Source organism: Campylobacter concisus, from assembly GCF_002092855.1.
GTDB classification, from domain to species: Bacteria; Campylobacterota; Campylobacteria; order Campylobacterales; family Campylobacteraceae; genus Campylobacter_A; species Campylobacter_A concisus_AI.
In genome coordinates, this window is record NZ_LVLC01000001.1 from 195,927 (window position 1) to 221,866 (window position 25,940).

At 36.6% G+C, this 25,940-nt stretch carries 30 protein-coding genes; 5 read left to right on the forward strand and 25 right to left on the reverse strand.

Annotated features, from left to right (window positions below; all coding sequences use genetic code 11):
• Positions 1-42: 42 nt before the first annotated feature.
• Genes A3223_RS00920 through A3223_RS00935 form a run of 4 tightly spaced genes read right to left on the reverse strand, consistent with a single transcriptional unit; the run spans position 43 to position 3,376 of the window.
• Positions 43-603 (reverse strand): ABC-type transport auxiliary lipoprotein family protein, encoded by a 561-nt coding sequence (locus A3223_RS00920; RefSeq protein WP_021090524.1) that lies wholly within the window; start codon positions 601-603, stop codon positions 43-45.
• The gene (locus A3223_RS00925; protein ID WP_084107989.1) at positions 600-1,532 is read right to left on the reverse strand and encodes an MlaD family protein; all 933 of its coding nucleotides are present in this window, start codon (positions 1,530-1,532) and stop codon (positions 600-602) included. Before A3223_RS00925 ends, A3223_RS00920 begins: the two co-directional genes overlap by 4 nt.
• Positions 1,533-2,273 carry an ABC transporter ATP-binding protein gene (locus tag A3223_RS00930; protein WP_084107991.1) on the reverse strand — a complete coding sequence of 247 codons (741 nt, stop codon included), beginning with the start codon at positions 2,271-2,273 and terminating at the stop codon, positions 1,533-1,535.
• Positions 2,270-3,376 carry an MlaE family ABC transporter permease gene (locus A3223_RS00935; RefSeq protein ID WP_084107993.1) on the reverse strand — a complete coding sequence of 369 codons (1,107 nt, stop codon included), beginning with the start codon at positions 3,374-3,376 and terminating at the stop codon, positions 2,270-2,272. The genes A3223_RS00930 and A3223_RS00935 overlap by 4 nt, the downstream gene beginning before the upstream one ends.
• 79 nt (positions 3,377-3,455) lie before the next feature.
• On the opposite strand from A3223_RS00935, the gene tgt reads away from it, so the two are divergent.
• Both tgt and A3223_RS00945 read left to right on the forward strand, forming a co-directional pair.
• Positions 3,456-4,586: a tRNA guanosine(34) transglycosylase Tgt gene (gene tgt / locus A3223_RS00940; protein ID WP_084107995.1), complete on the forward strand. Its 1,131-nt coding sequence runs from the start codon at positions 3,456-3,458 to the stop codon at positions 4,584-4,586.
• Positions 4,576-5,274, forward strand: coding sequence for a CorA family divalent cation transporter (locus A3223_RS00945; protein WP_084107997.1), 699 nt, complete (start codon positions 4,576-4,578; stop codon positions 5,272-5,274). Before tgt ends, A3223_RS00945 begins: the two co-directional genes overlap by 11 nt.
• 211 nt (positions 5,275-5,485) lie before the next feature.
• Here A3223_RS00945 and rplS read toward each other — a convergent pair whose 3' ends face one another.
• The 17 genes from rplS to A3223_RS01030 form a co-directional block, all read right to left on the reverse strand.
• Positions 5,486-5,842 carry a 50S ribosomal protein L19 gene (rplS, locus tag A3223_RS00950; protein ID WP_021090978.1) on the reverse strand — a complete coding sequence of 119 codons (357 nt, stop codon included), beginning with the start codon at positions 5,840-5,842 and terminating at the stop codon, positions 5,486-5,488.
• A gap of 8 nt (positions 5,843-5,850) precedes the next feature.
• On the reverse strand, positions 5,851-6,543 hold the full coding sequence (trmD, locus tag A3223_RS00955; protein ID WP_084107999.1) for a tRNA (guanosine(37)-N1)-methyltransferase TrmD: 693 nt from the start codon (positions 6,541-6,543) through the stop codon (positions 5,851-5,853).
• Positions 6,540-7,070 carry a ribosome maturation factor RimM gene (rimM, locus tag A3223_RS00960; protein ID WP_084108001.1) on the reverse strand — a complete coding sequence of 177 codons (531 nt, stop codon included), beginning with the start codon at positions 7,068-7,070 and terminating at the stop codon, positions 6,540-6,542. The genes trmD and rimM overlap by 4 nt, the downstream gene beginning before the upstream one ends.
• The gene (locus A3223_RS00965) at positions 7,063-7,305 is read right to left on the reverse strand and encodes a KH domain-containing protein (protein WP_084108003.1); all 243 of its coding nucleotides are present in this window, start codon (positions 7,303-7,305) and stop codon (positions 7,063-7,065) included. Before A3223_RS00965 ends, rimM begins: the two co-directional genes overlap by 8 nt.
• Complete coding sequence (gene rpsP / locus A3223_RS00970) at positions 7,305-7,532, reverse strand: 30S ribosomal protein S16 (RefSeq protein WP_009293992.1); 228 nt, start codon at positions 7,530-7,532, stop codon at positions 7,305-7,307. Before rpsP ends, A3223_RS00965 begins: the two co-directional genes overlap by 1 nt.
• Before the next feature lie 72 nt (positions 7,533-7,604).
• The gene (gene ffh / locus A3223_RS00975; RefSeq protein WP_084108005.1) at positions 7,605-8,945 is read right to left on the reverse strand and encodes a signal recognition particle protein; all 1,341 of its coding nucleotides are present in this window, start codon (positions 8,943-8,945) and stop codon (positions 7,605-7,607) included.
• A 62-nt stretch (positions 8,946-9,007) separates the two neighbouring features.
• The gene (locus A3223_RS00980; RefSeq protein WP_084108007.1) at positions 9,008-9,766 is read right to left on the reverse strand and encodes an RluA family pseudouridine synthase; all 759 of its coding nucleotides are present in this window, start codon (positions 9,764-9,766) and stop codon (positions 9,008-9,010) included.
• Positions 9,763-10,899, reverse strand: coding sequence for a lipid IV(A) 3-deoxy-D-manno-octulosonic acid transferase (waaA, locus tag A3223_RS00985; RefSeq protein ID WP_084108008.1), 1,137 nt, complete (start codon positions 10,897-10,899; stop codon positions 9,763-9,765). Before waaA ends, A3223_RS00980 begins: the two co-directional genes overlap by 4 nt.
• Positions 10,900-10,907: 8 nt before the next feature.
• Positions 10,908-11,615 carry a zinc ribbon domain-containing protein gene (locus tag A3223_RS00990; protein WP_084108010.1) on the reverse strand — a complete coding sequence of 236 codons (708 nt, stop codon included), beginning with the start codon at positions 11,613-11,615 and terminating at the stop codon, positions 10,908-10,910.
• Between the two features lie 17 nt (positions 11,616-11,632).
• A complete protein-coding gene (locus A3223_RS00995; RefSeq protein ID WP_084108012.1) occupies positions 11,633-12,355 on the reverse strand; it encodes a Nif3-like dinuclear metal center hexameric protein in 723 nt (240 codons plus the stop codon).
• Positions 12,356-12,361: 6 nt separating this feature from the next.
• Entirely contained in the window at positions 12,362-13,222 is an 861-nt protein-coding gene (glyQ, locus tag A3223_RS01000) for a glycine--tRNA ligase subunit alpha (protein ID WP_084108014.1), read from the reverse strand.
• An 18-nt stretch (positions 13,223-13,240) separates the two neighbouring features.
• On the reverse strand, positions 13,241-14,779 hold the full coding sequence (locus A3223_RS01005; RefSeq protein WP_084108016.1) for an AbgT family transporter: 1,539 nt from the start codon (positions 14,777-14,779) through the stop codon (positions 13,241-13,243).
• Between the two features lie 5 nt (positions 14,780-14,784).
• Positions 14,785-15,204 carry a GyrI-like domain-containing protein gene (locus A3223_RS01010; RefSeq protein WP_084108018.1) on the reverse strand — a complete coding sequence of 140 codons (420 nt, stop codon included), beginning with the start codon at positions 15,202-15,204 and terminating at the stop codon, positions 14,785-14,787.
• A 3-nt stretch (positions 15,205-15,207) separates the two neighbouring features.
• Positions 15,208-15,681, reverse strand: coding sequence for a DUF3972 domain-containing protein (locus tag A3223_RS01015; RefSeq protein ID WP_084108020.1), 474 nt, complete (start codon positions 15,679-15,681; stop codon positions 15,208-15,210).
• 12 nt (positions 15,682-15,693) lie between these two features.
• Positions 15,694-16,188 (reverse strand): 5-(carboxyamino)imidazole ribonucleotide mutase, encoded by a 495-nt coding sequence (gene purE / locus A3223_RS01020; protein WP_021090775.1) that lies wholly within the window; start codon positions 16,186-16,188, stop codon positions 15,694-15,696.
• On the reverse strand, positions 16,185-17,444 hold the full coding sequence (locus A3223_RS01025; RefSeq protein WP_084108022.1) for a peptidase U32 family protein: 1,260 nt from the start codon (positions 17,442-17,444) through the stop codon (positions 16,185-16,187). Before A3223_RS01025 ends, purE begins: the two co-directional genes overlap by 4 nt.
• Positions 17,444-18,190 (reverse strand): chemotaxis protein, encoded by a 747-nt coding sequence (locus A3223_RS01030; RefSeq protein ID WP_084108024.1) that lies wholly within the window; start codon positions 18,188-18,190, stop codon positions 17,444-17,446. The genes A3223_RS01025 and A3223_RS01030 overlap by 1 nt, the downstream gene beginning before the upstream one ends.
• Positions 18,191-18,325: 135 nt before the next feature.
• Here A3223_RS01030 and A3223_RS01035 point away from each other — a divergent pair, with 135 nt between their 5' ends.
• Positions 18,326-19,105 carry a histidinol-phosphatase gene (locus A3223_RS01035; protein WP_084108026.1) on the forward strand — a complete coding sequence of 260 codons (780 nt, stop codon included), beginning with the start codon at positions 18,326-18,328 and terminating at the stop codon, positions 19,103-19,105.
• An 88-nt stretch (positions 19,106-19,193) separates the two neighbouring features.
• Positions 19,194-20,624: a type I glutamate--ammonia ligase gene (glnA, locus tag A3223_RS01040; RefSeq protein WP_084108028.1), complete on the forward strand. Its 1,431-nt coding sequence runs from the start codon at positions 19,194-19,196 to the stop codon at positions 20,622-20,624.
• 161 nt (positions 20,625-20,785) lie between these two features.
• Here the strand turns inward: glnA and A3223_RS09905 are convergent, their stop codons facing one another.
• Both A3223_RS09905 and A3223_RS01045 read right to left on the reverse strand, forming a co-directional pair.
• A complete protein-coding gene (locus tag A3223_RS09905) occupies positions 20,786-21,007 on the reverse strand; it encodes a LysE family transporter (RefSeq protein WP_307781513.1) in 222 nt (73 codons plus the stop codon).
• Positions 20,998-21,393 (reverse strand): LysE/ArgO family amino acid transporter, encoded by a 396-nt coding sequence (locus tag A3223_RS01045; protein WP_307781514.1) that lies wholly within the window; start codon positions 21,391-21,393, stop codon positions 20,998-21,000. The genes A3223_RS09905 and A3223_RS01045 overlap by 10 nt, the downstream gene beginning before the upstream one ends.
• A gap of 148 nt (positions 21,394-21,541) precedes the next feature.
• Here A3223_RS01045 and A3223_RS01050 point away from each other — a divergent pair, with 148 nt between their 5' ends.
• Positions 21,542-23,179, forward strand: a complete 1,638-nt coding sequence (locus A3223_RS01050; RefSeq protein WP_084108030.1) for a DNA polymerase III subunit gamma/tau — start codon at positions 21,542-21,544, stop codon at positions 23,177-23,179.
• Here the strand turns inward: A3223_RS01050 and ccoS are convergent.
• Positions 23,166-23,408 carry a cbb3-type cytochrome oxidase assembly protein CcoS gene (gene ccoS / locus A3223_RS01055; protein ID WP_084041397.1) on the reverse strand — a complete coding sequence of 81 codons (243 nt, stop codon included), beginning with the start codon at positions 23,406-23,408 and terminating at the stop codon, positions 23,166-23,168. The two genes, A3223_RS01050 and ccoS, sit on opposite strands and share 14 nt — an antisense overlap.
• Entirely contained in the window at positions 23,408-25,789 is a 2,382-nt protein-coding gene (locus A3223_RS01060; RefSeq protein ID WP_084108032.1) for a heavy metal translocating P-type ATPase, read from the reverse strand. Before A3223_RS01060 ends, ccoS begins: the two co-directional genes overlap by 1 nt.
• Between the last annotated feature and the right edge of the window lie 151 nt (positions 25,790-25,940).

Sequence of the window (25,940 nt, forward strand, 5' to 3'; positions counted from 1 at the left end):
GCTATTTTGGCTATAAATTTAGAAATTTACAGCCAAGAAAATTTAAGAGATTATTTCAGAGATTAGTGTATCGATTGCTAAATTTGTAGCCTTATTTATCGTATCAAAAATAGTACTTGAGCTTGGATCTGGACAGAAAATTTCTTTTGTGATCATGCCTGATTTTAGCGAAGTGTTTGCATTAAATAGCTCATAAGCTAGTGAAACTTCGGCCTTGTCGCCTCTTATCTGAAGTGAGATGATGCTAACTTTTAGCCTAAGATCTTTTGCATTTGGCGAAAATATCGGCTTTGCAGCGCAGTTTGAATAAAGCCCTTTTACAAGCGATTTATAGACCATTTCGCTTGGCTCAGATACAAATTTAGCGTCGCTTAGATATCTGATTTTATTATTTTCAGCTACGATCAAAATTTTTCTAGTATCGACCATATCAAGAGCACTTACATTTTCGATGAAGACATTTTTTAGCTCTTTTTGCTTGTTTTCAGCTGAGCAAGCCTTATTTGAATAGTGAATTTCATACATCGTTGCAACTGGCACATCCGTCTTTAGCGAGCAGCCAAGAAATAAAAGCGTAGCCGTTAGAAAGATTAAATTTCTCATTTTTTATCTCCTTTGTCGTTTGGCACTGGATTTGTAAAGAAAAACTCGTAAGGATTATCTTCAAGCCTTTGAAGCGCGCCTCTAAACTCACGAAGTGTCTTGTCAAATCCATTTAAAAAATCACTCGCTTCTCTTAATAATGGACTAACTGTATTTCTAAGGTCGTATTCGCCATCTTTAGCCTTTTTTGTGATGAGCTCTTGCAGAGAATTATATCCGGTAATAGCCGAATTTGCTGATACAAAAACTTGGTTTGCATTTGAAATTAGTCTATTTAAATTTTTAACCAGTTCTTTTGTATCGGTTTTGTTTAAAGTATCTGTAAAATTTTTTACATTTTTAACGATACTATCAACCTCACTTAGCCCCTCTTCGTCTGTTAAAACTTGTGTAAATTTATCAATATTTTTAAGGACTGACTCTACGTGAGCAATATTTTCAGGCGAGAAAAAGTTATCGACTTTATCAAGTGTTTGATTTATCTTTAAAGTAATGTTTTCAGCGTTGTTTCCAAGCTTTGAAAAGAGGCTCTCTTCAAGCTGCAAGATAGGCTTTTGACCTGATGTAAAGTCTTTTGTACCACGGCTTATATTTATACTAGCCACACCGCTGATGGCCTGAACTTCTATACTTGCCACGCTATCAGCCTTTATCGGCAGATCTTCTCTTATCTTCATCGTAATGTTTATAAGAGCGTTTTTATCATCGACAAAATTTATATCACTAACACTTCCGGCTGGCACACCGATAAATTTAACTGTTGAATCAACCTTTAGACCGCTTGGTAGCTCAGTCGTGTGGATGTAGTACTCTTTAAAATCAACCTTTGTATTATTTTTACTAGTCATCCACCAGATAAATATCGCAAATGCTGTAAGGCAAGCCATAAAAAACATGCCAACAATAGTATAAGAATTTCTATTTTCCATCTACTTTTTCCTCATCTTAAATAGCTCTTCAAGTGGGTTGTTTTTAAGATATTCAAGCTCTTTTATATTCCCCTCAAAGGCTATTTTTTTGTTATCTATTATCAAAAATCTATCCAAAATATCAAAAATACTATCCGCATCATGCGTCACCATGACGACAGTTACGCCGATGCTATCACGAAGCTCTTTTATGAGCGCGTCCATCTGGCGTGAGCTAACAGGATCAAGGCCACTATTTGGCTCATCTAAAAATAGCACCCTTGGACTTAGCACCAAGGCTCTTGCAAGTGCAGCTCTTTTTTTCATACCGCCACTTAGCTCGCTTGGATAAAGCATTGAAACCTCTTTTTTAAGCCCCACTTTTTGTATCCAAAACATCGCTATCTCATCGATCTGACGCTTGTTAAATTTAGAGTACTCATGAAGCAAAACGCCCACGTTATCAAGTATCGTCATCGAGCTATAAAGCGCTCCAAACTGAAACATCGTCCCACTTTTTAGCTTGATCTCTTGCTGCTCCTCAGAGCTGCTTTTCCACATATTGACGCCATCAAAAAAAATATCGCCCTCGCTTGGCTTTTTTAGATATATCATCGTCTTCATAAGCGTCGTTTTACCAGCGCCGCTACCGCCTAAGAAGCCGTAAATTTCAGCCTCTTTGACGCTCCAGCTCACATTATCGTGCATTATCTTATCGCCATAACACGTAGTTATGTTTTTTCCAACTATTATCTCGTTCATATCTTTAGCCACATAAAAATTATCGCGAAAAATGCATCAAGCGCAATGACCCAAAATATCGCATTTACAACACTAACTGTTGTCATTGCTCCAAGGCTTTGAGCGTTTTGACTAACGCCAAATCCCCTCATGCAGCCAATGATCGCTATTACCGCGCCAAAAAATGGAGCTTTTATCATACCAACAGCAAAATGCCTAAGCTCGACCATCTCGCGAAATCTATTTAGATAGTCGCTAAAGCTGATATCAAGTATCGTTTGACAAATGATCATCTGCCCCAAAATACTTATCGCATCAGCTATAAAGATAATGACAGGCACACAAAGCACCATGGCGATGATGCGTGGCAGCACCAAAAAGTTAAAGGGCTCAAAGCCCATCGTCTTCATCGCGTCTATCTCTTCAGTTAGCTTCATAGCGCCAATTTGTGCGGTAAAACTAGAGGCTGACCTGCCTGCCACAACGATAGCAGCGATGAGCGGAGCCACCTCTCTAAGCGTTAGCATGCCCATGATCTCTACTATAAATATACTTGCTCCAAAGCTTGCAAGCATCGCACTGCCAAGATATGCAAGCACGACACCTATCAAAAAAGCGGTGAGTGATACGATAAAAACAGCATTCACGCCACCATCTTTTATGTAGTTACTAAATTCTCTAAATCTAAGACTAGCTGGATTAAATAAAATTTTTACGCTTTTTATTAAAAATTCACCCAAAAACGAGCCAAACTCAAGCAAATTTACAAATCCCTCGCAAATTTTTTCACCGAGTCGTGAGAAGAAATTTAGACTATTGTGCGGCGGCATGTAGTTAAAATCGATCTTTTCATCATTTAAAAGATCGCCCATTGCCTTTATCTTTTCATCATTTGTAATGATCTCAAATTTCTTACCATTTAGCGCATTTCTTAAAAGTATCAAAACAGCGTAATCAATGCTTTTTAGCTCACTAAAGTCAAATTTAACATTGCCGCTAAGTTTTTGGATTTTTTTAAAAATGCTTTGTAAATTTTTTGCGTCTTTATAGCTAAACTCACCTATAAATTTTATAGTCTGAGCGCCATTTGCCACTACAAAAATGACATCATTTTTATTTTGCAAAAAGTTCCTTTGCCTTAAAATTTCTGGATTATATTATAAATTTTGTTAAAATAAAAAATCAAAAATTTTAAGGATTTAGATGAAATTTGAAGTTATAAAAAAAGATGGAAATGCAAGGCGTGGTATCCTAACAACTGCCCATAGCGTTATACAAACGCCAGTTTTCATGCCAGTTGGCACGGTTGGCGCGGTTAAAAGCTTAGACGCCTTTGATATGAGTGAAATTTTAGACGCAAAGATAATCTTAGCAAACACCTACCACATGTATCTGCGCCCCGGAAGCAAGGTCGTGCGCGAGTTTGGCGGACTTCATGGATTTTCTAAGTTTGAGCGCTCTTTTTTAACAGATAGCGGTGGATTTCAGGCATTCTCGCTTAGATCAAACACCAAAAACGACGATGGTGGGATAAAATTTAAAAGCCATATCGACGGCAGCACGCACTATTTTACGCCAAGATCCGTTCTTGATACGCAGTACGATCTAGGTAGCGACATTATGATGATACTTGATGATCTGGTCGCCTTGCCTGCTGAGCCAAAAAGAATCGATCTAAGCATAAAACGAACGATAAAATGGGCAAAAGAGGCGATTGATTATCACAAATTTATGCAAAGCAAGGGCGTTGGCTTGCAGCAAAATATCTTTGGCATCGTCCAAGGCGGCACCGACTATGAGGCACGTAAATTTTGCGCGCAGGCGCTAAACGAGATGCCATTTGACGGCCTTGCGATAGGTGGGCTAAGCGTTGGCGAGAGCAATGAGGCGATGTATGACACGGTTGAGGCAGTTATGCCATTTATGGATGAGCTTAGACCTCGCTATCTAATGGGCGTTGGCACACCAGAAGATCTTGTAGAAAACGTGGAGAGAGGCGTTGATATGTTTGACTGCGTCATGCCAACTAGAAACGCAAGAAACGGCACGCTATTTACTAGCTTTGGCAAGATAAATATAAAATCAGCCAAATTTATAAACGACCACGCGCCGATAGACCCAGCTTGCCAGTGCTACACCTGCAAGCGCTACTCCAGAGGCTATCTAAACCACCTTTTTAAGGCAAGAGAGCTCACGTTTTTTAGACTAGCAAGCCTTCACAACCTGCACTACTATCTAAATTTGATGAAAGAGATGAGAGAGGCGATAGAAAGAGACGAATTTGCCAAATTTAAGAAAAATTTTTATGCTAAAAGGGTAAAAAATGAGCTATAAAAGTTCAGTTTGTGGATATTTTTATGGCGATGAATACGACTATATTTTGCTTGTTTCTTTCACACAAAAGCAAAGCTATAAATTTTTATTTAAAAATGGCAAAATTTACAAAGAAGACTTTGATCACGAATGCGATAAAAACGAGTTTGAAGCGGCTCTTAAAAAACTATGTAATGAATATGCAAACAAAATTTTAGAACATCAAGAAGAACTAAACGAGTATGAAAAAATTTACGCTAGTCGAAAAAACTTTAATAAATTTATCAAAAGACACCACTTTTTAAAATATGAGATTAGAAAATTTCAAAATAAGATATCTCACTTTTATGAAACCCTTTCGATTTGTCAAAGCGAGCAACAAAATTTAAAAAAAGAGCTTAAAAATAGTACTCATGAGGCAAATGTTTTTAGAACAATGGCCAATGAATATGCCTGCAGAATCGATGATATTTATACATTTATACAAAGTATAAAAAACGACAAAATCAATCAAAATATTTACATTTTGACAATGATATCAGCTGTAATGCTGCCACTAAATCTGATAACTGGGTTTTTTGGTATGAATACACAAGGTTTGCCATTTAATGAAACTAAAAATGCCACTATGATAGTTGTATCAATAATGCTTGGAGTAATTCTTTGTTGTGTTGTTTTTTTATTTTGGTATACAAATAAGAAGAAGTAGAAAAACGAATATATCTGATATATAAGGTATTTGAAATTCTATATAGAAATTTTTCTACATATTTTAAATTTTTATAGCCTAGCGGTAAAAACAATAAAAATAATTAGATTTTTATTAATATTAAAACGATAAAAATATTTAATAAAAAATAGAAATTAGATTTAAAGAAAAATTGAAAAGTCCTGAATAGGCTTCAGGACAGATAGTAAGATTATTTTCTAAGTTCGCGGATTTTAGCAGCTTTACCACGAAGATCACGTAGATAGAATAATTTAGCTCTTCTAACACGACCTTTTCTAAGAACTTTTATTTCTTCGATTGAGTCACTAAAAATTGGGAAAATTCTCTCAACGCCAACACTATTAGCGCCAATTTTTCTAATGATAAATGTTTCGCCAGTACCGCTACCACGTCTAGCTATACAAATACCTTCAAAATTTTGAATTCTAGTTTTATCGCCTTCGTGAATACGAGTAGCAACACGCAACGTATCTCCTGCACGAAAGTCAGGAATATTTTTACTAGCAATTTGAGCATTTTCAAATGCTTCAATGTATTTATTTCTCATGTTTTTCCTTATTTATGTGGCTTAAGCTTTTGATATAAATCAGGGCGAAAGAACCTTGTTTTGCAGTGAGCCATCTTATTTTTTAAAGTGTGGATTTTAGCATGGTTACCCTTTAAAAACTCTGAAACCACAAAAATTGATCTAAAATTATCAGGCTTTGTAAAAGATGGGGCTTCAAGCAAATTATCCTCAAAACTCTCAACTTCAAGGCTCATATTGTTTCCTAAAACTCCAGGTATATTTCTTGATATTGCATCGCTCATACAAAGCGCAGGAAGCTCTCCACCAGTTAAAACAAAATCACCTATACAAAAAACTTCATCTGCCCAAAGCTCAACAACTCGTTCATCAAGGCCTTCATATCTACTGCAAACAAAACAAATGTGATCTTTTTTAGAAAGCCTCTTTGCATCATTTTGATTAAATTTTTTACCAGCTGGTGTCAAAAATATCACGTGAGTATTTTTATCTTTTTCTTTTAGAAATTTGATCGAATCATCCAAAGGCTGTGGAAACATCAAAAGCCCTGCTCCACCTCCGATCATATAATCATCAACTTTATTATGCTTATCTTTAGTAAAATTTCTTGGATTTATAAAATCAATTTCAATAAATTTATTACCAATTGCACGTTTTAAAATAGAATCACAAAAATAAGGTTTAACTAAATTTTCAAAAAGTGTAATAAACGTAAATGTCATGAATTTTCTAAAATGGCTCTAGCACCTTTTACCAAAATCTCTTCATTATCTAAATTTACACTTATGATAAAATGCTCTAAATATGGAATGTAAAAATTCTTCGGATTGCCGCTTATAATAAGCTTTTCATCTGTTTTTATATGTAAAAGTGAATTTGCAAAATTATCTTGAATATCTTCTACGATCCCCAAAAATTCGCCGTTTTCTACAACTTTTAAGCCAATAATATCAAACTGAAAAAATTCATTTTTTCTTAATTTGCAGTTTTTTCTAGTGAGCTCTTTTGTAGTATATATAGTTCTATTTACAAGTGTTTTAGCAAGGTCTAAGTCATCAAAATTTTCAAACAAAACCAGCTCTTTTTGTCTATCGTAGTCTTTTATGGTCAGCTGATCATTGTTTTTATCAAAAAAGGTTGCACCTTTTTTATACTGTTCTGGAAAGTCGCTCTTGTTGTGAAGTTTTAAATAACCCCTTAAACCAACACATCTTCCGATAGTAGCGACTTCAACAATATCACTATTCAATAGCTTTTACCGTTACCCTATAGCTTGTATTATCTTTGGCTTTACAACCAATAATAACGGTCTTTATAGCATTTATCATTTTGCCGTCTTTACCGATAAGTTTTCCAGTATCAATCTTGTCAGCATTTATGATAATGTCAACAAAATTTTCACCAAGCTCTTGACGCTCTATAGTTACCTTTTCAGGAAAGTCAGCTATTAACTTGGCGTATTCGTATAAAAAATTTTCAACCATTATTTTGTAATTTGTGCAACTCTGTCGCTAAGTTTAGCACCAACGCTTTTCCAGTAATCTAATCTCTCTTTGTTGAAATTTATAACATTTGGCTCAACCATAGGATTGTAATAGCCAATACTTTCTATCCAGCCACTATCACGCCTTTTTCTGCTATCTGTAACAACTATACGATAAAAAGGTCTTTTCTTACGTCCCATTCTTGTTAGTCTTACTACTGTTGCCATATTATATTTCTCCTCTTGTTTTTAAATAAAGCTTAAATTTAGATAACAAATATCCAAATTTAAACCCTTTTATCAAACAGGTCTTTTTAAATTTGCTTGAGAAAGCATATTTGCAAGTCCTTTTGCTCCACCTTTTCCTGAAAATTTCTTAGCAAGTTTTGAGGCATTTTCAAACTGCTTTAAAAAACGATTTACTTCTACCTGAGAAAGTCCAGAACCAGTCGCTAAACGTCTTTTTCTACTATTATTTAAAAGGTCTGGGTTTTCACGCTCTTTTTGTGTCATAGAGTTTATCATAGCCTTAATATGCAAAATTTCTTTTGAATTATCAAGATCTATATCTTTTATCTGATTTGCAATATTTGAAAGACCAGGTATCATCCCCATTAAAGACTTCATACTACCAAGCTTTTTAACGCTTTCCATTTGATCTAAAAAGTCATTAAAGTTAAACTGACCTTTTTTTATCTTTTGATTTAGACGTTTTGCCTCTTTTTCATCAATAATTGTCGATGTTTTCTCAACCAAAGTGGCCAAGTCACCCTCACCCATTATACGACTTACAATACGATCTGGTATAAAACTCTCAATATCAGCTACTTTCTCGCCAGTACCGACAAATCTAAGTGGAATATTTAGCTGTTTTGCAATACTAATAGCTACGCCACCCTTCGAGTCAGAATCAAATTTAGAAAGGATAACTCCAGAAATTCCTAAAATTTCATTAAAACTTGTAGCTGTTTTTACAGCATCTTGACCACTCATAGCATCAGCTACGTAGAAAATTTCATGTGGATTTATCGCATTTTTTATATCTTTTATCTCTTGCATCAACTTCTCATCAATTGCAAGACGACCAGCAGTATCCACTAAAAGCACATCATAAAGACCACTTTTTGCTTTTTCTAGTGCTTCTTTTGCTACTTTTATAGGGTTGTTTTCATTTTCTATATAAAAAAGATCGATCTCGTTTGCAACGCAGAGCTGTCTTAGCTGCTCAACTGCCGCTAATCTTTGCAAGTCACAAGCCGCAACTAAAACTTTTTTCTTTCTTAGTTTTAGATAGTTTGCAAGCTTGATAGTTGTTGTTGTTTTACCGCTACCTTGCAAACCAGCCATCAAAACAATTGTCGGTGCAACTGGCGCATAGACAAAGCCTTGATTGCCAGGAGCTGTTAAGATAGTCGTTAAATTTGACTTGATCGCATCTAGGAAATTCTTTTGGCCAACGCCAGTTTGCTTTAGTTCGCTTTCAATAGACGCGAGTAGATCTTTAGTGACTTTGTGGTGAACATCAGCTTTTAAAAGAGCTTTTTTTAACACGTCAAGTGCGTTTTTTATAGCTTTTTCGTCATCTACAAAACGTATCTTGCTAACGGCTAATCTAAAAGACTCGCTAATTTGTTCGAACACTAATCACCTTTCTAAGTTGTTATTAAAGGGCGTATATTACTAAATAATTTCTTTATTGCTCTTTAAATTTCAAATTTATTAGATAGCTCAAATCCAAGAGAGTTAAATTCTTTTGGGATCGGCGCTTTAAATTTATAGTCTAAAAGAGCGATAGAATAGGCATGCAAGAACATTCTATTTGCCCTATTTTTGCCGTATTTCTCATCGCCAACGATAGGTAAATTTAAACTAGCCAAATGCACTCTTATCTGGTGCGTTCTGCCTGTTTTTATTGCAACTTTTACAAGCGTTTTTTTACCTGCAACCATGAGTGGTGAAATTTCACTGATCGCCTCTTTGCCGTCTTTTGATATCTTTGAAAAAGCACCATTTTTATTTTTTATCGTCAAGATCGGCTCATTTACAACCACTTCTTCGCTCATGATACCCCTAACTGCGGCCACATAAATTTTCTCAACCTTCATCTTTTTAAACTCATTTATCGCAAGTGCTGCGAATTCGTCATTTTTTACAAGAAGTAGCACGCCACTCGTGTCTTTATCGAGTCTATGAAGGAGTGGAAATTTATAAATTTGGCTGATTTTTTCGCTAGTCACGGCAGCTGGTTTACTAATGGCTATTAAATTTTCATCTTCAAAGATAATGCTTGGCTTTGGCATCTCCTCGACGCTAAATTTAGTATTTTCACTCATCAAAGCACGAGCTATCATCACCTTTTGCCCTTTGGCATAAACTAGGCCGCTGTCAATTAGCTCCTTTGCCTCGTTGTTTGAGATATTTTTTTGTTTGGCTAAAATTTTATACGCTTTTTCTTCACTCATAAAGTGCTCCTTATATCTTCTATGATCGCATCAGAGCTTGCTTGCACAGTGATCTTGCTCTTTTTGGCATCACTATCTATTATACCGCCAATCTCGCTGGCTTTTGCGATGTAGATGTTTTCAACTAGGCTAAATAACGCCTTTTGGTTAAATATAAACTCACCGCTTATTATTACTGGGTTAAATTGTGCGCACTCGATTGGATTATGCCCACCGATATTTGGTACAAAACTGCCTCCAAGCACTACTATATCGCTAATAGCATAGACATTTACAAGCTCGCCTAAAGTGTCAAGCAAATTTACTTTAGCTTCAAATTTATACGTTTGACTAAATTTCGCAAAGCTAAAATCATGCTTTTTAGCGTAGTCGCCTGCTATCTTCTCAACCTCTGTAAACCTCTCAGGATGGCGTGGAGCGATGATCAAGAGATCGTTTTCTTTTAAATTTAAATTTTGCAAAATCATCTCTTCTTCGCCTGTATGCGTGCTTGCTAGCACGATCACTCTAGCTTTTGGCTTTTCATAAATTTTACTCACGCTTGGCAAAAATGCAGCTTTTATGTTACCAACGACCTCTGTTTCACCTGCACCAAGTGACTTTAGCCGCTCTTTATCAAGCTCACTTTGAGCGTAAATTTTGTCTATAAATTTAAAAAGATATCTATAAAAAAAGCCAAATTTCAGGTAGCTTTTGTAGCTTCTGTCTGAAATTCTCGCATTTATTAATATCACTCGGCTACCCTTTAGCTTTGCCATTAAAACTAGCATAAGCCAAAGCTCAGCCTCAAAAATAACTAAAATTTTGCTCTTTTTTAGCCAAAATGGCAAGAAAATTTCAAATGGCAAAAATCTCGTGTTAGAGCAAATTTTACTTGCCGCTTCAAAGCCCGTATTTGTCACCACACTTATAGCTTTACTATCAAATTTTTGCATCAAAGGTTTGAGTGCTTGCACCTCGCCAAATGAACAAGCGTGAAAATGCACATCTGCATCTTGAAATTTAGGATTATTAAAGAGGAAAAAACGTGCCGGAATTGATTTATGATACTTTTTTTTAAAACTTAAAATAATTAGAAATATAGCCCCAAAGAGATAGAGTATTGAGGCTAGAAAGTAATATATTATTATCACGAAATGTGTTATTGCTCTTGTTTATACAAAATTCTGCCACAATGTGGACATGTAACGATATCTTCGCCCTTGATAACAGCAGAGAAAGTTTTGTCGTTTATCTGCATAAAGCAACCATAACAAGCTTGTTTTTTTACAGGAACAACAGCCGTATTATGAGCCCATTTTCTAATTTTTTCATAAAATGCGAGAATTTTTTGATTCATAGTGGCGATAAGCTTGTCTTTTTTAGCATAAACTTCTTTACGTTCTTTTTCGATATTTTCAAGTTCAGATGAAGTTTTGCTTTTTATATTTTTTAAATTCTCTTCAAGTTCAGCTTTTTTTGCACCAAGCTCATCTTTTTGACTATTTTTACCATCTATTAGCTTCTCAAGTCTAGCAATCTCTTCATTTGCAGCCTCAAGTTGCTCTTTTGCAATATCCTCTTCAAGACTTAGAGCTTTTATCTCCTTTTCGCTTTTTGCACTTGAGCTTTTTTTAGCTACATCTTTTATCTTTGCACTAAACTCGGCAATATGAGCATTTGTACCTGATTTTTGAGACTTTAAGTCACTTACCTCTTCATCTAGTCTTTCTATATTAACCGTTATAGTTTCGCACTCTTCTTCTATATTTTTATAAGCCTTTTCTATATCCTGAATGCGTGGTATAAAGCCATCTATTTGTTTATCAAGGTCAGATAATTCAACTAATTGTTGTAAGTATTTATTCATAATGTTTCCTTTTTTTGTTAGCAATATGTAAATGGATTTTTAGAATTGCGTATTATAACTTCAATTTTCAGATTTTGCAAATATTTTGCTAAAAAATCACCAAAACAACGTTCACTTTCATAGTGATTTATATCGATTAAATTTAGCCCATTTTCCTTCGCATAAAGGGCTTGGTGATATTTTAGATCACCCGTTAAAAAGACATCTGCTTTTACATCTTGGATGAGATCTGCGCCACTTCCGGTGCAGATACAAATTTTAGAAATTTCATCTTTTGCATGAACCACTCTTAAATTTTCTAGCCCAAGTTTTTCTTTTACAAATTTGCAAAGCTCGCTAAATTTCATCTTCACATCAGCATAGATCAAAAAGCCCTCTTTGTTCGAAATTTCAAGCTCCAAAACCTGCATCACAAATTTTTCATTTAAAAAAGCAAGGTCGGCATTTGTATGAAGCGAGATGAGCGAGATATTTTTTATCATCATCTCTCTTATGAGTGAGCTTGGATAAAGGCTGTAGTCTAGGCTTTTTAACCCCTTAAAAATGAGCGGATGGTGAGTGATGATGAGCGAATTTGGCAAGACATTTTGCAAAAGTTCGCTATCCAAATCAAGACTTAGATAAATTCGCTCAAATTCGCTATCAAATGAGCCAACTTGTAGGCCACTATTGTCCCAGGACTCTTGGCTCGCAAATGGGCAAATTTCATCTAAAATTTTATAAATTTCAGCTATTTTCATAAAATTTTACTTTTGCCCTAGGCTCTCTTTATAAGTTAGCGCACACTCTTTGGCCAGCTCGCGGATTTTTAGGATGTAGTCTTGCCTTTGTGTAACACTTATCGCCCCACGCGCATCAAGGACGTTAAATGTGTGAGCCGCAAGCATGCAATAATCATACGCTGGCAGTGAAATTTTAGCCTCTAAGCAGCGTTTGCACTCGTTAAATGCGTTTTCGAACTGGTTAAAAAGCATATCGACGTTTGCTACTTCAAAGTTATATTTACTCCACTCATACTCACCTTGTTTATGCACGTCGGCGTAGGTTACGATGTTGCCATTAGAGTCGTCCCAAACGATGTCATAGACGCTATTTACGTCTTGGAGATACATGGCTAAGCGCTCAAGTCCGTATGTTATCTCACCAGAAATCAACTCGCATGCGATGCCACCCACTTGTTGAAAATAGGTAAACTGCGTCACTTCCATGCCATCTAGCCAGACCTCCCAGCCTAGCCCCCAAGCGCCCAGAGTCGGGCTCTCCCAGTTATCCTCGACGAATCGGATGTCGTGATCTTTTAAATTTAACCCAAGCTTTTCAAGGCTTTTTAGATAAAGCTCCTGGATATTTTCCGGGCTCGGTTTAATGAGCACCTGAAACTGATAATAAGCGCCTAGGCGGTTTGGATTTTCGCCGTATCTGCCATCAGTCGGACGGCGGCTTGGAGCTACATATGCAGTCGCCCACGGCTTTGGTCCGAGGCTCCTTAAAAATGTCGCTTGGTGATATGTGCCCGCACCAGCTGGCATGTCGTATGGTTGAAGTATCACGCAGCCTTGCTCTTGCCAATAGTTTTGAAGGGTTAATATTATTTGTGAAAATGTCATTGCTTTCCTTTTAAAATTTTACTTTACATAGTGTATAACTGCGCCAGGTCCTAGTGGTAGATCAAAAATGTACCAAAATGACATTAGCACTGTCCAAGAAATTAAAAATGCAACCGTATAAGGAAGCATAATGGAAACTACTGATCCAATTTTTAACTCTTTATTGTATTTTTGCATAAAAGCTACTATCAAAACAAAAAACGGCATCAAGGGCGTTATGATATTTGTAGTAGAGTCGCCTATTCTAAAAGCAGCCTGCGTAAGCTCTGGTGAAAGTCCAAGATTCATAAACATTGGTACAAAAATCGGAGCCATCATCGCCCACTTTGCAGAATCAACAGCTATAAATAAATTTATAAAAGCGATCAAGAAAATAAAAACTATAATAAGGCTAAGTCCAGTCAACCCGATCTCTTTTAGAAAAATAGAACCTTTAATAGAAAGTACTAGCCCAATATTTGAGGTATTAAAAAGATATGTAAACTGAGCTGCAAAAAATATCAAAACCAAAAATCCTGATAGCTCAGAAATAGATTGTTCCATAAATTTTATGGCATCATTACTGCTTTTTATACTCCTGGCGCCTACACCGTAAGCTACGCCTACCACTATAAAAAGTAACATCATAAAAACGACAATAGAATGCATAAAAGTAGATTTCATAAAGCTTTCATTGCCTTTTGCTCCAAATAAAGAGCCAGAAGGCAAAATAGCCACAAGCAGTAAAATCACAAAAACGATCAATGCTATTAGTGAAAATTTTAAGCCACGTTTTTGCTCTGCACTTATCTCACTATGCTCTTTTAGGCTAAAATCACCTAAAAAATCAAATTTACCAAGCCTAGGCTCTACGATTTTATCCGTTACAAACCAGCCAACAAATACGATCAAAAATGTCGAAGCGATCATAAAGTACCAATTTGCAGTTGCTAGTACCACATAATCTGGATTTAACACGCTAGCTGCTTGCATAGAAAATGCCGCAAACATAGGGTCATTTGTACCGATTAATAAATTTGCCGACCAGCCACCGCTAACACCAGCAAAAGCAGCAGCTAGTCCAGCAATTGGATGACGACCAAATCCAGCAAATAAAATAGCTCCAAGCGGGATTAGCACAACATAGCCAACCGAGGAAGCAACATTTGACATTACACCAAGAAAAATAACGATTGGAGTTACCCATATTTTGGAAGATTTTAAGGCAATCTTTGTCATAAGTGCTGATAAAAGTCCGGACTTGTCTGCGATACCAATACCTAGAATAATCGCAAAGACTACTCCCAAAGGATAAAAACTAGTAAAATTTTTAAGTACAGATGAAACAAAAGATCTAAGACTATCAGCAGAAAGCAAATTTATAACATTTGCATTAAGCTGTGATATTTGTCCATCTTTGATAGCCTGATAGCTTACGCCAACGCCCATCTTTTCTAACACAAACGATATTATTATCGTAATAATCGAAAGATAGATAAAAAGCATAGTTGGATTTGGCAATTTGTTACCAAAATTTTCGATAAAACTTAAGATTGAACTATTATTTTTTTTATTCATTTTTCCTAACCCAAAATAGATATAAAAATTTTTATCTCGTCGCTGCCGTAAAGCTCAAAATCCGTTTTATAAGCTCTTTTTGACTCACTACTTTCAAAATACTTCCAAATTTCACCCCAAAATTTTGCAACATTTTGTGGCTCTCTTGCAAAACTAAAAACGGCGTATTTGCCACTTTTTATCTCTAGAATTTCATCACTTTTGTGACTTAATCTTGTGCCGATGAAGTTATCGTAATGTCCGTTAAGATCGCTTTCATAGTTGCAGTAAACGCTATAAATTTCACTATTGCCATCATAGTACTCTCTCATAAATTTAGACCATAAAGCTGGAATTTTACCCTTGCCGCCTATCTCATCTTCATTTTTAGTGCGAGTTTTTACTCCGTAAATTTCAAAGCTATCCTCTAAATTTATAATCTTCATAAACTACTTTTGCCCGTTAAAATTTTCAACCGCTTGGTTCCACATGAGCTTGTATTTTCGTTTTAGAAATTCAACTTCATCTTGTGAAATTTTAAGCTGTTTTGTGAGCGTCTCGACTGTTTTTCTATCCTCGTCATAGAGCTCTTGCATCGAAATGAGCGCCTCTTTTAAAAATTTATTCTCATTTCTTAGGGTTTCAAGCGTCTCATCCTTTGCGTCAAGCACTTTTTCGTGTAAATTTAATATCGTTCCAATCGTCTTTTCAACAAAGCTGATACCATCTTGGCTTTGCGGCTGCAAGGATAAATTTTGCGAAACACTAGGCACCACACTCATTGTTCCTTCGCTCGCTTCTATCAAAATTTCTCCATTTTCCTCTTTGGTTTTCAAAACGCCACGATTTATCATATCTTCGATAACTTCACGCTCCAAGTGCACAAGTTTGCAAAATTCATCAACTCCAAGATAGGTCTGCACCGCTTCTCCTTTTTACAGTATCACTTCAACCTTTGAAGAATCTTCCTCTAAAGCCTTTATTTTCGCCTCTCTGTCAGCTTTTAGAGCACTTGCCAGACCATCATCTTCAAGAGCTAAAATTTGCACCGCCAAATAGGCCGCATTTATAGCACCAGCCTTGCCGATAGCTAGAGTTGCCACTGGCATGCCACTTGGCATTTGCACAGTTGAGTAAAGTGCATCAACGCCACTTAGAGCCGAGCCTGCCATTGGTATGCCTATTACTGGTTTTGTTGTATTTGCAGCGATCGCACCAGCTAGGTGAGCCGCCATACCAGCAGCTGCAATAAAGACTTTTGCACCCTTTTTCTCAGCATTTGCGACGTACTCACTAGTTCTTTTTGGACTTCTGTGAGCTGAGCTGATTATCAGTTCATATTTTACGCCAAATTTTTCAAGAGTTTTTGCCGCCTCGCTAACGATCTCATAGTCGCTTTTACTTCCCATTATAATAGAAACAAATTTCATATTTTCTCCCTTAAAAAGCTAAATTTTGGTAGCTTAATACCAAGACTTATCTCGTTTTCATTGCCGCTATGAATTTCACTCATAACCTTGCCTTTTTTGGTAATGAGCTGTTTAAATTTGATAAATTTCTTACCATCTTGTGAATAAATCTTTGAGATTTCATTTTCACTATCTTCTATAACCGATCCAATAGGAGCCACGATCTCATAGCTGTTGCCTGGAAAAATTTTATATTTACACTTAAAAAATTCGCCATCTTCGCTTATTGCATTTACCTGATGTGTGCCTTCTTCTAGGCTGATAACGTGATTTTGTGTATCTATTCTCTCATAAGGCCTATGCACCAAATATCCATCCGTAAAGCCGCGGTTTTTTAGTGTATTTATCTCATTTTCATAAATTTGTGCGTCAAATTTATCATCCATGGCATCATCTATCGCCATTTTATAGGCTCTTGCTGTGCAGGCTGCATAATACTCGCTCTTTGTGCGACCTTCTATTTTTAGGCTATCTATTACGCCGCTATCAACGATCTCTTTGATGTGTGAGATGAGGCAAAGATCCTTTGAGTTCATGATGTGAGTGCCGTTTTCATCCTCTTCTAAGCGGAAAAGCACGCCACTCTCTTCGTTTTTAGCGTAAAGTTCATACTTAAACCTACAATCATTTGCACAGCTGCCGCGATTTGACATACGTCCACTTTGCACTGAGCTTACCAAACACCTGCCAGAGTAGGCAAAGCACATCGAGCCATGGACAAAAATTTCAATGTCAAGAGTTGGAATTTCTTCTTTTATCCTTATGACATCTTTTAAATTCATCTCGCGAGCGACAACTATTCGTTTTGCGCCCATATCATGATAAATTTTTGCATCAAGCACGTTCATAACGTTTGCCTGAGTTGAGAGATGTATCTCGATATCAGGAGCGATGGCTTTTGCTAGACTCATGACTCCTGGAGTTGCGATAATAAAGGCATCTGGCTTCATCGCTGAGATGGTTTGCAAGTGCCTTTTTAGTGGCTCGATCTGAGAGTTAAAAGGAAAAGCATTTATGGTCGCATAAAATTTCTTTCCCTTTGCATGTGTGTAGTCTATTGCCTCTTTGAATGTTTCAAGGTTAAACTCCCTTGCCGATCTAGTCCTTAGCGAAAAGCTAGCCACCGAGCCATAAACAGCGTCAGCTCCATACTCAAGGGCGATTTTAAGTTTTGTTAAATTTCCAGCTGGAGATAAAAGCTCAGGCCTTTTTAGCACTATTTTTTACCCAAACTTTCTATCAAGGCTTCGATATCGTCGTTGCTCACAAGATTTTCAGTCGTTGTATCACCAGCGATGTGAACAGCGGAGCTAACACGCTTATCATCGTCAATTTTACCTTCAAACAAGGTATTCATATATTTGCTAAGTGCCCTCATAACGTTAATAACACGCTCGATCTTTTGTCTATGGATGTCTTGATACTGCATCATATCCATAGCCATCATGATCTCATCTTGTCCCATTTGTAAATTTCCGATGATATTATCGATCGTGCCAAGAAGTGAGTTATTTTTCTCCAAAGCCTCGCTAAATGCAGCAATATTTGGAAATTTCTCACTTAGCGTCGTAAATAGCTCAATATTTGAGTTTATTGTGCCTTTTAGGCTATTTGAGTCGCTCTCAGCGTCCATAAAAAAGTTATTTATCGTCTCAAGCTTATCAAACATCTGAGTAGCTTTTTCTTCGCTATCTCTTGTTACATCGTCAAGCTGATGAACCATTTTGTGATCTTCCGTTGGTGGTGGTGGTGGCCAAACGCCATCTGCACTCACTCTATAATTTTCTGCATTCTTTGAATTACTTTCTGATTTTGACTGTGGCTCATCTTTAGTATCAATTGCTTCTGCAACTTCTGTTACCTCGTCTGTTTCCTCTTTGACGTCCGCAACCTCTTGGCCAGCATCTTCTTTAGCATCATCTAGCCCACCTGCCATAAGTGCGTCAAGTTCCTCTTGAGTCATAAAAGCTCCTAATAAAATTTGGCTTGATTATATAGGATTTAAATAAAAAGTAAGTTTAAAGGCAATGCTTTTATCTTTAAATTTATAAATTTTTAGATAGCATTTTTAAAAATAAACGACCTTAAAAGGCTAAAAATGACCGTCGATCTTCACAACCACACGCCACTTTGCAAGCACGCAGTTGGAGAGCCAAGAGAGTATGTACAAAATGCAATAAAAGCTGGCATAAAATACTTTGGCTTTAGCGATCACGCACCGATGAACTACGATGAAGCTTACAGAATGAGCTTTGATGAAATGCAAGGCTATGAAGACAAAATTTTACATTTAAGAGATGAATTTAGAGGTGAAATAGAAATTTTGCTTGGCTATGAGATGGATTTTTTAGATGGATTTATGGATGAGCGAGTTTTTGCTAGAAAGGTTGATTATCTAATAGGTTCTGTGCATTTTTTTAATGGCTGGGCATTTGACAATCCAGAATTTATCGGTGGCTACGAGGGCAAAGACTTGGATCAAATTTGGCAAGAGTATTTTGATCATGTAGAAAGATCGGCCAAGCTTGGCAAATTTGACATTATGGGGCATATTGATCTTTTAAAACTTTTTAAATTTTTGCCAAAAAAGGATGTTAGGATTTTAGCTAAAAATGCAGTAAATGCGATAAAAGAAGCAGATTTAGTTGTTGAGATAAATGCTGCTGGCTTTAGAAAGCCTATCGGCGAGCAATATCCAAGCCTGAATTTACTTGAACTAATAGCCGAAAAAGATATAACAATCACCTTTGGCTCAGATGCTCACACAAAAGAAGATATCGGTAAAAATGGCGAAATTTGCGAACAAATAGCCAGAGATTTAGGTTATTCAAAATGTGCTATTTTTAAAAACAGAGATAGAGAATTAGTAAAATTTTAGATTGGGTTCAAATAAAATATAAATTTAATCTTAAATATTAGGTTTTATGATAGAATACGAAAAATTTAAAAATTAAAAGGAGAAAAAAGTGGGAAAATTCGTCCAAAATATAGATCATTTTTTTGATTTTTGTAAAGAAAATGAAGTCAAATTTGTAGATTTTAGATTTACTGATTTAGGTGGTGCTTGGCATAGCATTAGCTACAACATAAAAGCTGTTACGAAAGAAAATTTTATAAATGGCATACCAATGGACGCTAGCTCTATGCATGGCTGGCAACCAATTGATAAGAGCGACATGATAATGAAGCCAGAAGCTACAACTGCATTTTTAGATCCATTTACTTCCGATATTACAGTTGTTGTTTTTTGCGATATTTACGACATTTACAAGGGTCAAATTTATGAAAAATGCCCTCGCTCAATAGCCAAAAGAGCAATGCAGTACGTAAAAGATAGCGGTCTTGGTGACGAGGCGTATTTTGGCCCTGAGAATGAATTTTTTGTCTTTGACAACGTCAAAATCATCGATAGCCCAAACTGCGCGATGTATCAAGTAGATAGCGAGGAAGGTGAATGGAACGATGCTACTGACTTCAAAGATAGCTACAACACAGGTCATCGCCCACGCAGAAAAGGCGGCTATTTGATGACTCAGCCAATCGACAGCATGGTCGATCTAAGAGCCGAGATGATGCAAGTTCTAGAGCAAGTTGGCCTTGAAGTATTTTTGGGTCACCACGAAGTCGCACAAGGACAAGGTGAGATCGGCGTGAAATTTGGCAATCTAGTCGAAGCCGCCGATAATGTCCAAATTTATAAATACGTCGTTCGCATGGTCGCTCACCTAAACGGCAAGACAGTTACATTTATGCCAAAACCGCTTTATGGCGACAACGGCAGCGGCATGCACGTGCATCAATCAGTCTGGAAAGATGGCAAAAATTTATTCTACAAAGAGGGCAACTATGCAAATTTAAGTGACTTTGCAAGGCACTACATCGGCGGCGTTTTAAAACACGCAAGAAGCGTTGCAGCCTTCACAAACCCAAGCACAAACAGCTACAAACGCCTAATCCCAGGCTTTGAAGCGCCATCTATCCTAACTTACTCAAGCCAAAACCGCTCAGCGAGCATCCGCATACCTTACGGAGCTGGCGAGAAGTCAGTTAGGGCTGAGATGAGATTTCCAGATAGCACAGCAAACCCTTATCTAGCCTTCTCAGCGATGCTAATGGCGGGCCTTGACGGCGTTAAAAACAAATACGAGCCAGTTGGTCCGATGGATGAAAATTTATTTAAACTTCACCTAGATGAGATCAGAGAGCGTGGCATCGAGCAGCTACCGCACACACTTCGTGGCAGCCTTGAAGCGCTTATCCGCGATAACGAATATCTAAAACCGATAATGAGCGATCTTTTCATCGACACTTATCAGCATATGAAATTTGAAACTCAGGTTTGGCCTTACGAAGCACGCCCAACCGCTTATGAGTTTAAAACCTGCTTCTCTTGCTAAAACGCATTTCCAAGCTCATTTTGGGCTTGGAAACTTTTTTAATCAAATTTAAAATATAAAATCTCCGTCGTACATATCAATGCATCTTACATTGATAATATGTAAATTTTTAATACATACAAAAATACAAAATATTTAGCGTAAAATTTTATGTATCTTATCTATACTTTAGTAAAAAGTAAACTAAAAGCGACTAGAAGCATAATAATCCCAACAAAAATTTCTAAAATTTTCCATGAAAATTCTTTTGCAAAAACTAGAGCGAGAACTCTTGCTCCATATCCTAAAGAAAAGAAGAAAAATAGCGATGCAAGACTAGCACCGATGCCAAAAATTATATTTTCATCTCCAAATTTTGTTGAAATAGATCCTATTAAAAGCATCGTATCAAGATAGATGTGTGAGGATTTAGCCAAGTAAAAGCAAGCGTCAAAAGCACTATTTTGCTAAATTTTGACTCGTGTTGCGCACTAGGAAGAAGGCTTTTGGGATTTTTAAATGCACCATACAAACTCTTTAGACTATAGACAAATAAAAAGATAAAGCCACCATATATGGCAACCTGTTTAAAAAACTCAAATTTTTGTAGCACTTTTGCAAAACCAAAAACTCCAGCAAATATAAGCAAGGCATCACCAAGTGCGCATATTAAGCAAACTGCGAAAACATGTTCCTTTTTTATACCCTGCTTCAAAACAAATGCATTTTGCGCGCCGATAGCCAATATTAAAGATAAACTTGTAAAAAATCCACTCCAAAATGCAGACATTTTCATCCTTTTTAAATTACCAATTATCTAAAATTTAACTAAAAGCAATCTAAAAGATCGAAAATTTTAACTATATGAAAAGGATAAATAATCATAAATTTATGCCTTTTTTTATAAAATCCTTGAACTTTATAAAAAGGATACCGCATTGCAAGCACTAGCTTTAAAATATCGCCCTAAAAATTTTGACGAGCTCATAGGTCAAGAAGCAGTTAGCAAAAGCCTAATACACGCACTTGACGAGGGTCGCATAAGCCACGCATATCTATTTTCTGGGCTTAGAGGAAGTGGTAAAACTTCAAGTGCTAGGATATTTTCAAAAGCTTTAGTGTGCGAAAAAGGACCTACTTCAAAACCATGTGAAGTATGCCCACAATGCATAATGGCAAATGAGTCAAGACATATGGACATCATCGAAATGGACGCTGCTAGCCACAGAAAGATAGATGACATAAGAGAGCTAATAGAGCAAACAAAATATGCTCCAGCAATGGCAAGATACAAAATTTTTATAATCGATGAAGTCCACATGCTAACCAAAGAGGCATTTAATGCTCTTTTAAAAACGCTTGAAGAGCCGCCAAGCTATGTAAAATTTATCCTAGCGACGACTGATCCATTAAAACTCCCAACAACGGTACTTTCAAGAACGCAGCATTTTAGGTTTAAGCAAATAAGCAGATACAGCATCATTAAACATCTTGAGTTTATTTTAAGCAAAGAAGGCATTAGCTACGAAAAAGAGGCGCTTGAAATTTTAGCAAGAAGTGGCGGAGGATCGCTAAGAGATACTTTGACACTTCTTGATCAAGCTATCATTTACGGGGCAAATAATGTCACGGCAAATGGCGTAGCATCGATGTTAGGACTTCTTGATCCAGAAAAGATCGAAGAGATAATAACTCATGTTTTAAATCATGATAAAAATGCTATCAGAGTGCTTGTAAGCGAACTTGAAAGCTACGATCCAGAGATGATAATAGATGAAATTTTGGCAAATTTAAAGCAAAAATTTATAGAAAACGACTCAAAAATTTCACTACTTGTTTATGAGAGATTTTTTAGGATTTTGGCACAAGCTAAAGGTATGTTAAACGTAAGTAGCGACAATGGCTTTGTACTAATGCTAATGCTTTTTATGATGATAGAAGCGCTAAATTTACAAGATATCGATGACGCTATAAATGAAGTGATCTCAAAAAATAGCGAAAATTCCACTCAAATCACAGAAGTCATCACTCAAAAAAGCCAAGTAGCTCCTGCTAAAATGCAAGGTCCATACGAACTCTTCTTAACAAAAATTTATGATAGAAATTACGATCTTGGCGAGTTTTTTAAAGAATTTGTAGAATTTAGCTTCTTTAATAACAATGAGCTTGGACTGATAGTAAATGCAAAAGATGAAAATCTTGAATATTTTAAGAAAAATTGGAAAATTTTAAACGAGATATTGCGTACGCTTTTTGGACAAAATGCGAAGATAGTAAATGCAAAGAGTGATGAGCAAAAAGCACAAACTAAGATGCCTAAAGCCTCTTTAGAAAATAATGAAAAAAGCGAATTAGACGAGCTTGATGAGGAAATTTCAAGACTAAATGCAAATAACATTGAAACTAAAAATGAGCCAAAAACTGAGATAAAAAGCGAGCTACAAAACGAGAAAAATAACTTTTCTTTGATGCTAAATAAAGAGCCAAAAACACCAGAAGAGCTTCAAAGGCAAAGAGAACAAGGGGTTCTAAAAGAGGCAAATAGACTCTTTGGCGAGCCAACTATCGAGAGCTAGCCTTATCTTTACTGCTAGCCTCTAGCCTCTTTTTTAGCGCTTCTTTTTTGCGAAGCTCTAGCTCATAAGCTTCATTTAGTGCATCTTCATCGTCCAAATTTGCTCCGTCTAAAAATTTTCGGTAGTCCTCAAATTGTTTATTTTTTATCCCCCAAAGCACGCCAAAAAGCAAAAATGCCCCCATCAAAACCGAGATAAAAACCAGCATCGCAAGTGTCGCGCTATCCATTATTTTTCCTTAAATTTTCTAACAATATAAAGCGAGTTTAATATAACACTTAGCGAGCTAAGCGACATAAAAAGTGCAGCAAATAGCGGAATGACATAGCCACACACAGCAAATGGCACAGCAAGAACATTATAAAGAAGACAAAAGAGCAAATTTTGCTTTATCGTTTTGTAAGTAAATTTTGAGATTTTTATGGCCTTTGCTAGACTTTTTAAACTATCATCAAGTAACACTACATCGCTTTTTTCTAGGCTTATTGCCGCCCCGCTTCCCATACAAATAGCAACATGAGCAAGGCTAAGCGCTGCTGCGTCGTTTATGCCGTCCCCTACCATTAGAACCTTTTTGCTCTGCTCTTTTAGTTCGCTTATAAATTTAGCTTTCGTTTCAGGCAACATCTCTGCTCTAAACTCACTCACGCCAAGCTCATCTGCCACATTTTTTACCACTTTTTGCACGTCGCCACTTAAGATACACACTTTCATGCCAGCGCTCTTTAGCTCGTCTATCAAGGTCTTTGCCTCGGGCTTTACACTATCTTTTAGATAAAATTTCGCCACTAACTCACCATTAAGCCCCACAAAAAAGCTCACATTTTCTTCAGTTTCATCAAAGCTAATACCATTTTCAACTAAAAATCGCTTGCTTCCTGCATAAAATTTTTTACCTGAAATTTCAGCCTCAACACCCTTTGCCACGCTTAAATTTATATTTTTAAGCTCTATTTTCCTTGCGCCTTTTTGCTTTAGAAATTTAGCCACTGCCACGCTTATTTGATGATTTGATATAAGAGCTAGCGAATAAATTTCATCTAAACTTATGCTCTCTTTTATGAAAAAATCACTAACTTCAAATTCTGCCTTTGTGAGCGTGCCAGTCTTGTCAAATACCGCTACATCGCACTTTGCAAGGCTTTCAAAAAATTTAGCCTCTTTAAAAAGTACTCTATTTTTAAAGGCCACACCAAGGGCACAGACACTACTAACTGGCGTGGCAAGCGCAAGCGCACAAGGGCAAGCGATCACGATGACGCTAACAGCCGTGACAATAGCCTCTGAAAAGCCATATTTAAAGTACCAAAACCAAAATGTAAAAAATGCCAAAGTCAGCACGCTAAGAGAAAATTTAGAAACGATTTTATTGACTACTAGCTCGATATTTGGCTTTTTTAGCTCTGCATTTTGGAGTAAATTTATAAGCTGATTTAGATAAGAATTTTTAAAAATTTCCTTTGCTTCGTAGATGATTTGTCCATTTTGACAAATGACACCACTTTTAACCTCTTGCCCCACTCCCAAGGTCACAGGCAGGCTCTCTCCCGTTAGACTTGAGCTATCCACGCTTGCCTCGCCACTAAGCACCACTCCATCAAGTAGCGCCCTCTCACCTGATCTAAGCATGATCTTTTCGCCCAAATTTACATCTCTTGGCTCTTTTAAAATATCCTTACCATCTTCTAAAACGCACACCTTTGTAAGCAGCATATCATTTAAGAAATTTGAAGTCTCAAGCGCCTTTTTCTTACCCAAAATTTCTAAAAATTTACCGATAAAAACAAAGGTAATGATCATCGCAACCGAGTCAAAATAGCTCTCGCCACTCCTCGTAAACATCGCAAAAATGGAGTAGATATAGGTTATGCTAGCTCCGGTGATAACGAGCAAATCCATATTTGGTGAAGCGTTTTTTATGGCTATCTTCGCCCCTTTAAAAAACTCGCTACCAGTATAAAAAAGTACAGGCGTCGCTAATACAAACTGCGCAAAGCTTAAAATATCTTTTATGTCGCCTCTTATGCCACTAAAATACCCACTATACTGAGCAATGGCTAGCCACATAATATTCATCGTAGCAAAGATACCAACTAGCGCTTTTGTGTAAAAATTTCTTCTTTTCTTGGCTAGCTCGTCCTCTTTTTGACTCGTAGCATAAGGCTTTGGAACGTAGCCAACGGCATAAATTTTTTCAATTATTTGCTCTACCAAAAGCTCCTGCTCATCAAAAACAATGACCGCTTTTTGATTAAGCGAGTTGATATTTACCTCCAAGACGCCAGGCAAGTTAAAAAGTGCCTTTTCAAGTAGCCAGATGCAAGCTGAGCAAGTGATGCCATCGATTAAAAATGAAATTTGACTAAAGTCGCCCTCTTTTGTCACAAGCTCGCTAAAATTTGCTGCTAAATTTTTGATATTTGCACCGTTGCTTGCCGGTGTAAGTGTATTTTTACCAAGACGTTCATAAAACTCGCTAAGCCCATTTTCATTTAAAATTTCATAAACGCCTTTGCAACCAACACAGCAAAATTTAAGTCCGCCTTCATTTGAGATCATCACGCTTTCATCAAATTTTAATCTACAATGAGCACATCTACTTTGTGGCATTTTTACTTTCTTTTATCTAAAATTTTTACCAATATTATTGCATCACATGCCTATTACACACCATATAAATTTATGGTAGGCAAACTGCAAAAATAGGCACAAATTCTTCTTTTGTTATCGTTATAAAATGGCGAGATTATAGCAAATCAAC

What these genes read in the sequence shown, in the direction of transcription:
- A3223_RS00920 (WP_021090524.1), bottom strand. Translation starts at nt 603, where the DNA reads ATGAGAAATTTAATCTTTCTAACGGCTACGCTTTTATTTCTTGGCTGC.
- A3223_RS00925 (WP_084107989.1), bottom strand. Translation starts at nt 1,532, where the DNA reads ATGGAAAATAGAAATTCTTATACTATTGTTGGCATGTTTTTTATGGCT.
- A3223_RS00930 (WP_084107991.1), bottom strand. Translation starts at nt 2,273, where the DNA reads ATGAACGAGATAATAGTTGGAAAAAACATAACTACGTGTTATGGCGAT.
- tgt (WP_084107995.1), top strand. Translation starts at nt 3,456, where the DNA reads ATGAAATTTGAAGTTATAAAAAAAGATGGAAATGCAAGGCGTGGTATC.
- A3223_RS00945 (WP_084107997.1), top strand. Translation starts at nt 4,576, where the DNA reads ATGAGCTATAAAAGTTCAGTTTGTGGATATTTTTATGGCGATGAATAC.
- rplS (WP_021090978.1), bottom strand. Translation starts at nt 5,842, where the DNA reads ATGAGAAATAAATACATTGAAGCATTTGAAAATGCTCAAATTGCTAGT.
- trmD (WP_084107999.1), bottom strand. Translation starts at nt 6,543, where the DNA reads ATGACATTTACGTTTATTACACTTTTTGAAAATTTAGTTAAACCTTAT.
- A3223_RS00965 (WP_084108003.1), bottom strand. Translation starts at nt 7,305, where the DNA reads ATGGTTGAAAATTTTTTATACGAATACGCCAAGTTAATAGCTGACTTT.
- rpsP (WP_009293992.1), bottom strand. Translation starts at nt 7,532, where the DNA reads ATGGCAACAGTAGTAAGACTAACAAGAATGGGACGTAAGAAAAGACCT.
- A3223_RS00980 (WP_084108007.1), bottom strand. Translation starts at nt 9,766, where the DNA reads ATGAGTGAAGAAAAAGCGTATAAAATTTTAGCCAAACAAAAAAATATC.
- A3223_RS00990 (WP_084108010.1), bottom strand. Translation starts at nt 11,615, where the DNA reads ATGAATAAATACTTACAACAATTAGTTGAATTATCTGACCTTGATAAA.
- A3223_RS00995 (WP_084108012.1), bottom strand. Translation starts at nt 12,355, where the DNA reads ATGAAAATAGCTGAAATTTATAAAATTTTAGATGAAATTTGCCCATTT.
- glyQ (WP_084108014.1), bottom strand. Translation starts at nt 13,222, where the DNA reads ATGACATTTTCACAAATAATATTAACCCTTCAAAACTATTGGCAAGAG.
- A3223_RS01005 (WP_084108016.1), bottom strand. Translation starts at nt 14,779, where the DNA reads ATGAATAAAAAAAATAATAGTTCAATCTTAAGTTTTATCGAAAATTTT.
- A3223_RS01010 (WP_084108018.1), bottom strand. Translation starts at nt 15,204, where the DNA reads ATGAAGATTATAAATTTAGAGGATAGCTTTGAAATTTACGGAGTAAAA.
- purE (WP_021090775.1), bottom strand. Translation starts at nt 16,188, where the DNA reads ATGAAATTTGTTTCTATTATAATGGGAAGTAAAAGCGACTATGAGATC.
- A3223_RS01030 (WP_084108024.1), bottom strand. Translation starts at nt 18,190, where the DNA reads ATGACTCAAGAGGAACTTGACGCACTTATGGCAGGTGGGCTAGATGAT.
- A3223_RS01035 (WP_084108026.1), top strand. Translation starts at nt 18,326, where the DNA reads ATGACCGTCGATCTTCACAACCACACGCCACTTTGCAAGCACGCAGTT.
- A3223_RS09905 (WP_307781513.1), bottom strand. Translation starts at nt 21,007, where the DNA reads ATGCTTTTAATAGGATCTATTTCAACAAAATTTGGAGATGAAAATATA.
- A3223_RS01045 (WP_307781514.1), bottom strand. Translation starts at nt 21,393, where the DNA reads ATGTCTGCATTTTGGAGTGGATTTTTTACAAGTTTATCTTTAATATTG.
- ccoS (WP_084041397.1), bottom strand. Translation starts at nt 23,408, where the DNA reads ATGGATAGCGCGACACTTGCGATGCTGGTTTTTATCTCGGTTTTGATG.
- A3223_RS01060 (WP_084108032.1), bottom strand. Translation starts at nt 25,789, where the DNA reads ATGCCACAAAGTAGATGTGCTCATTGTAGATTAAAATTTGATGAAAGC.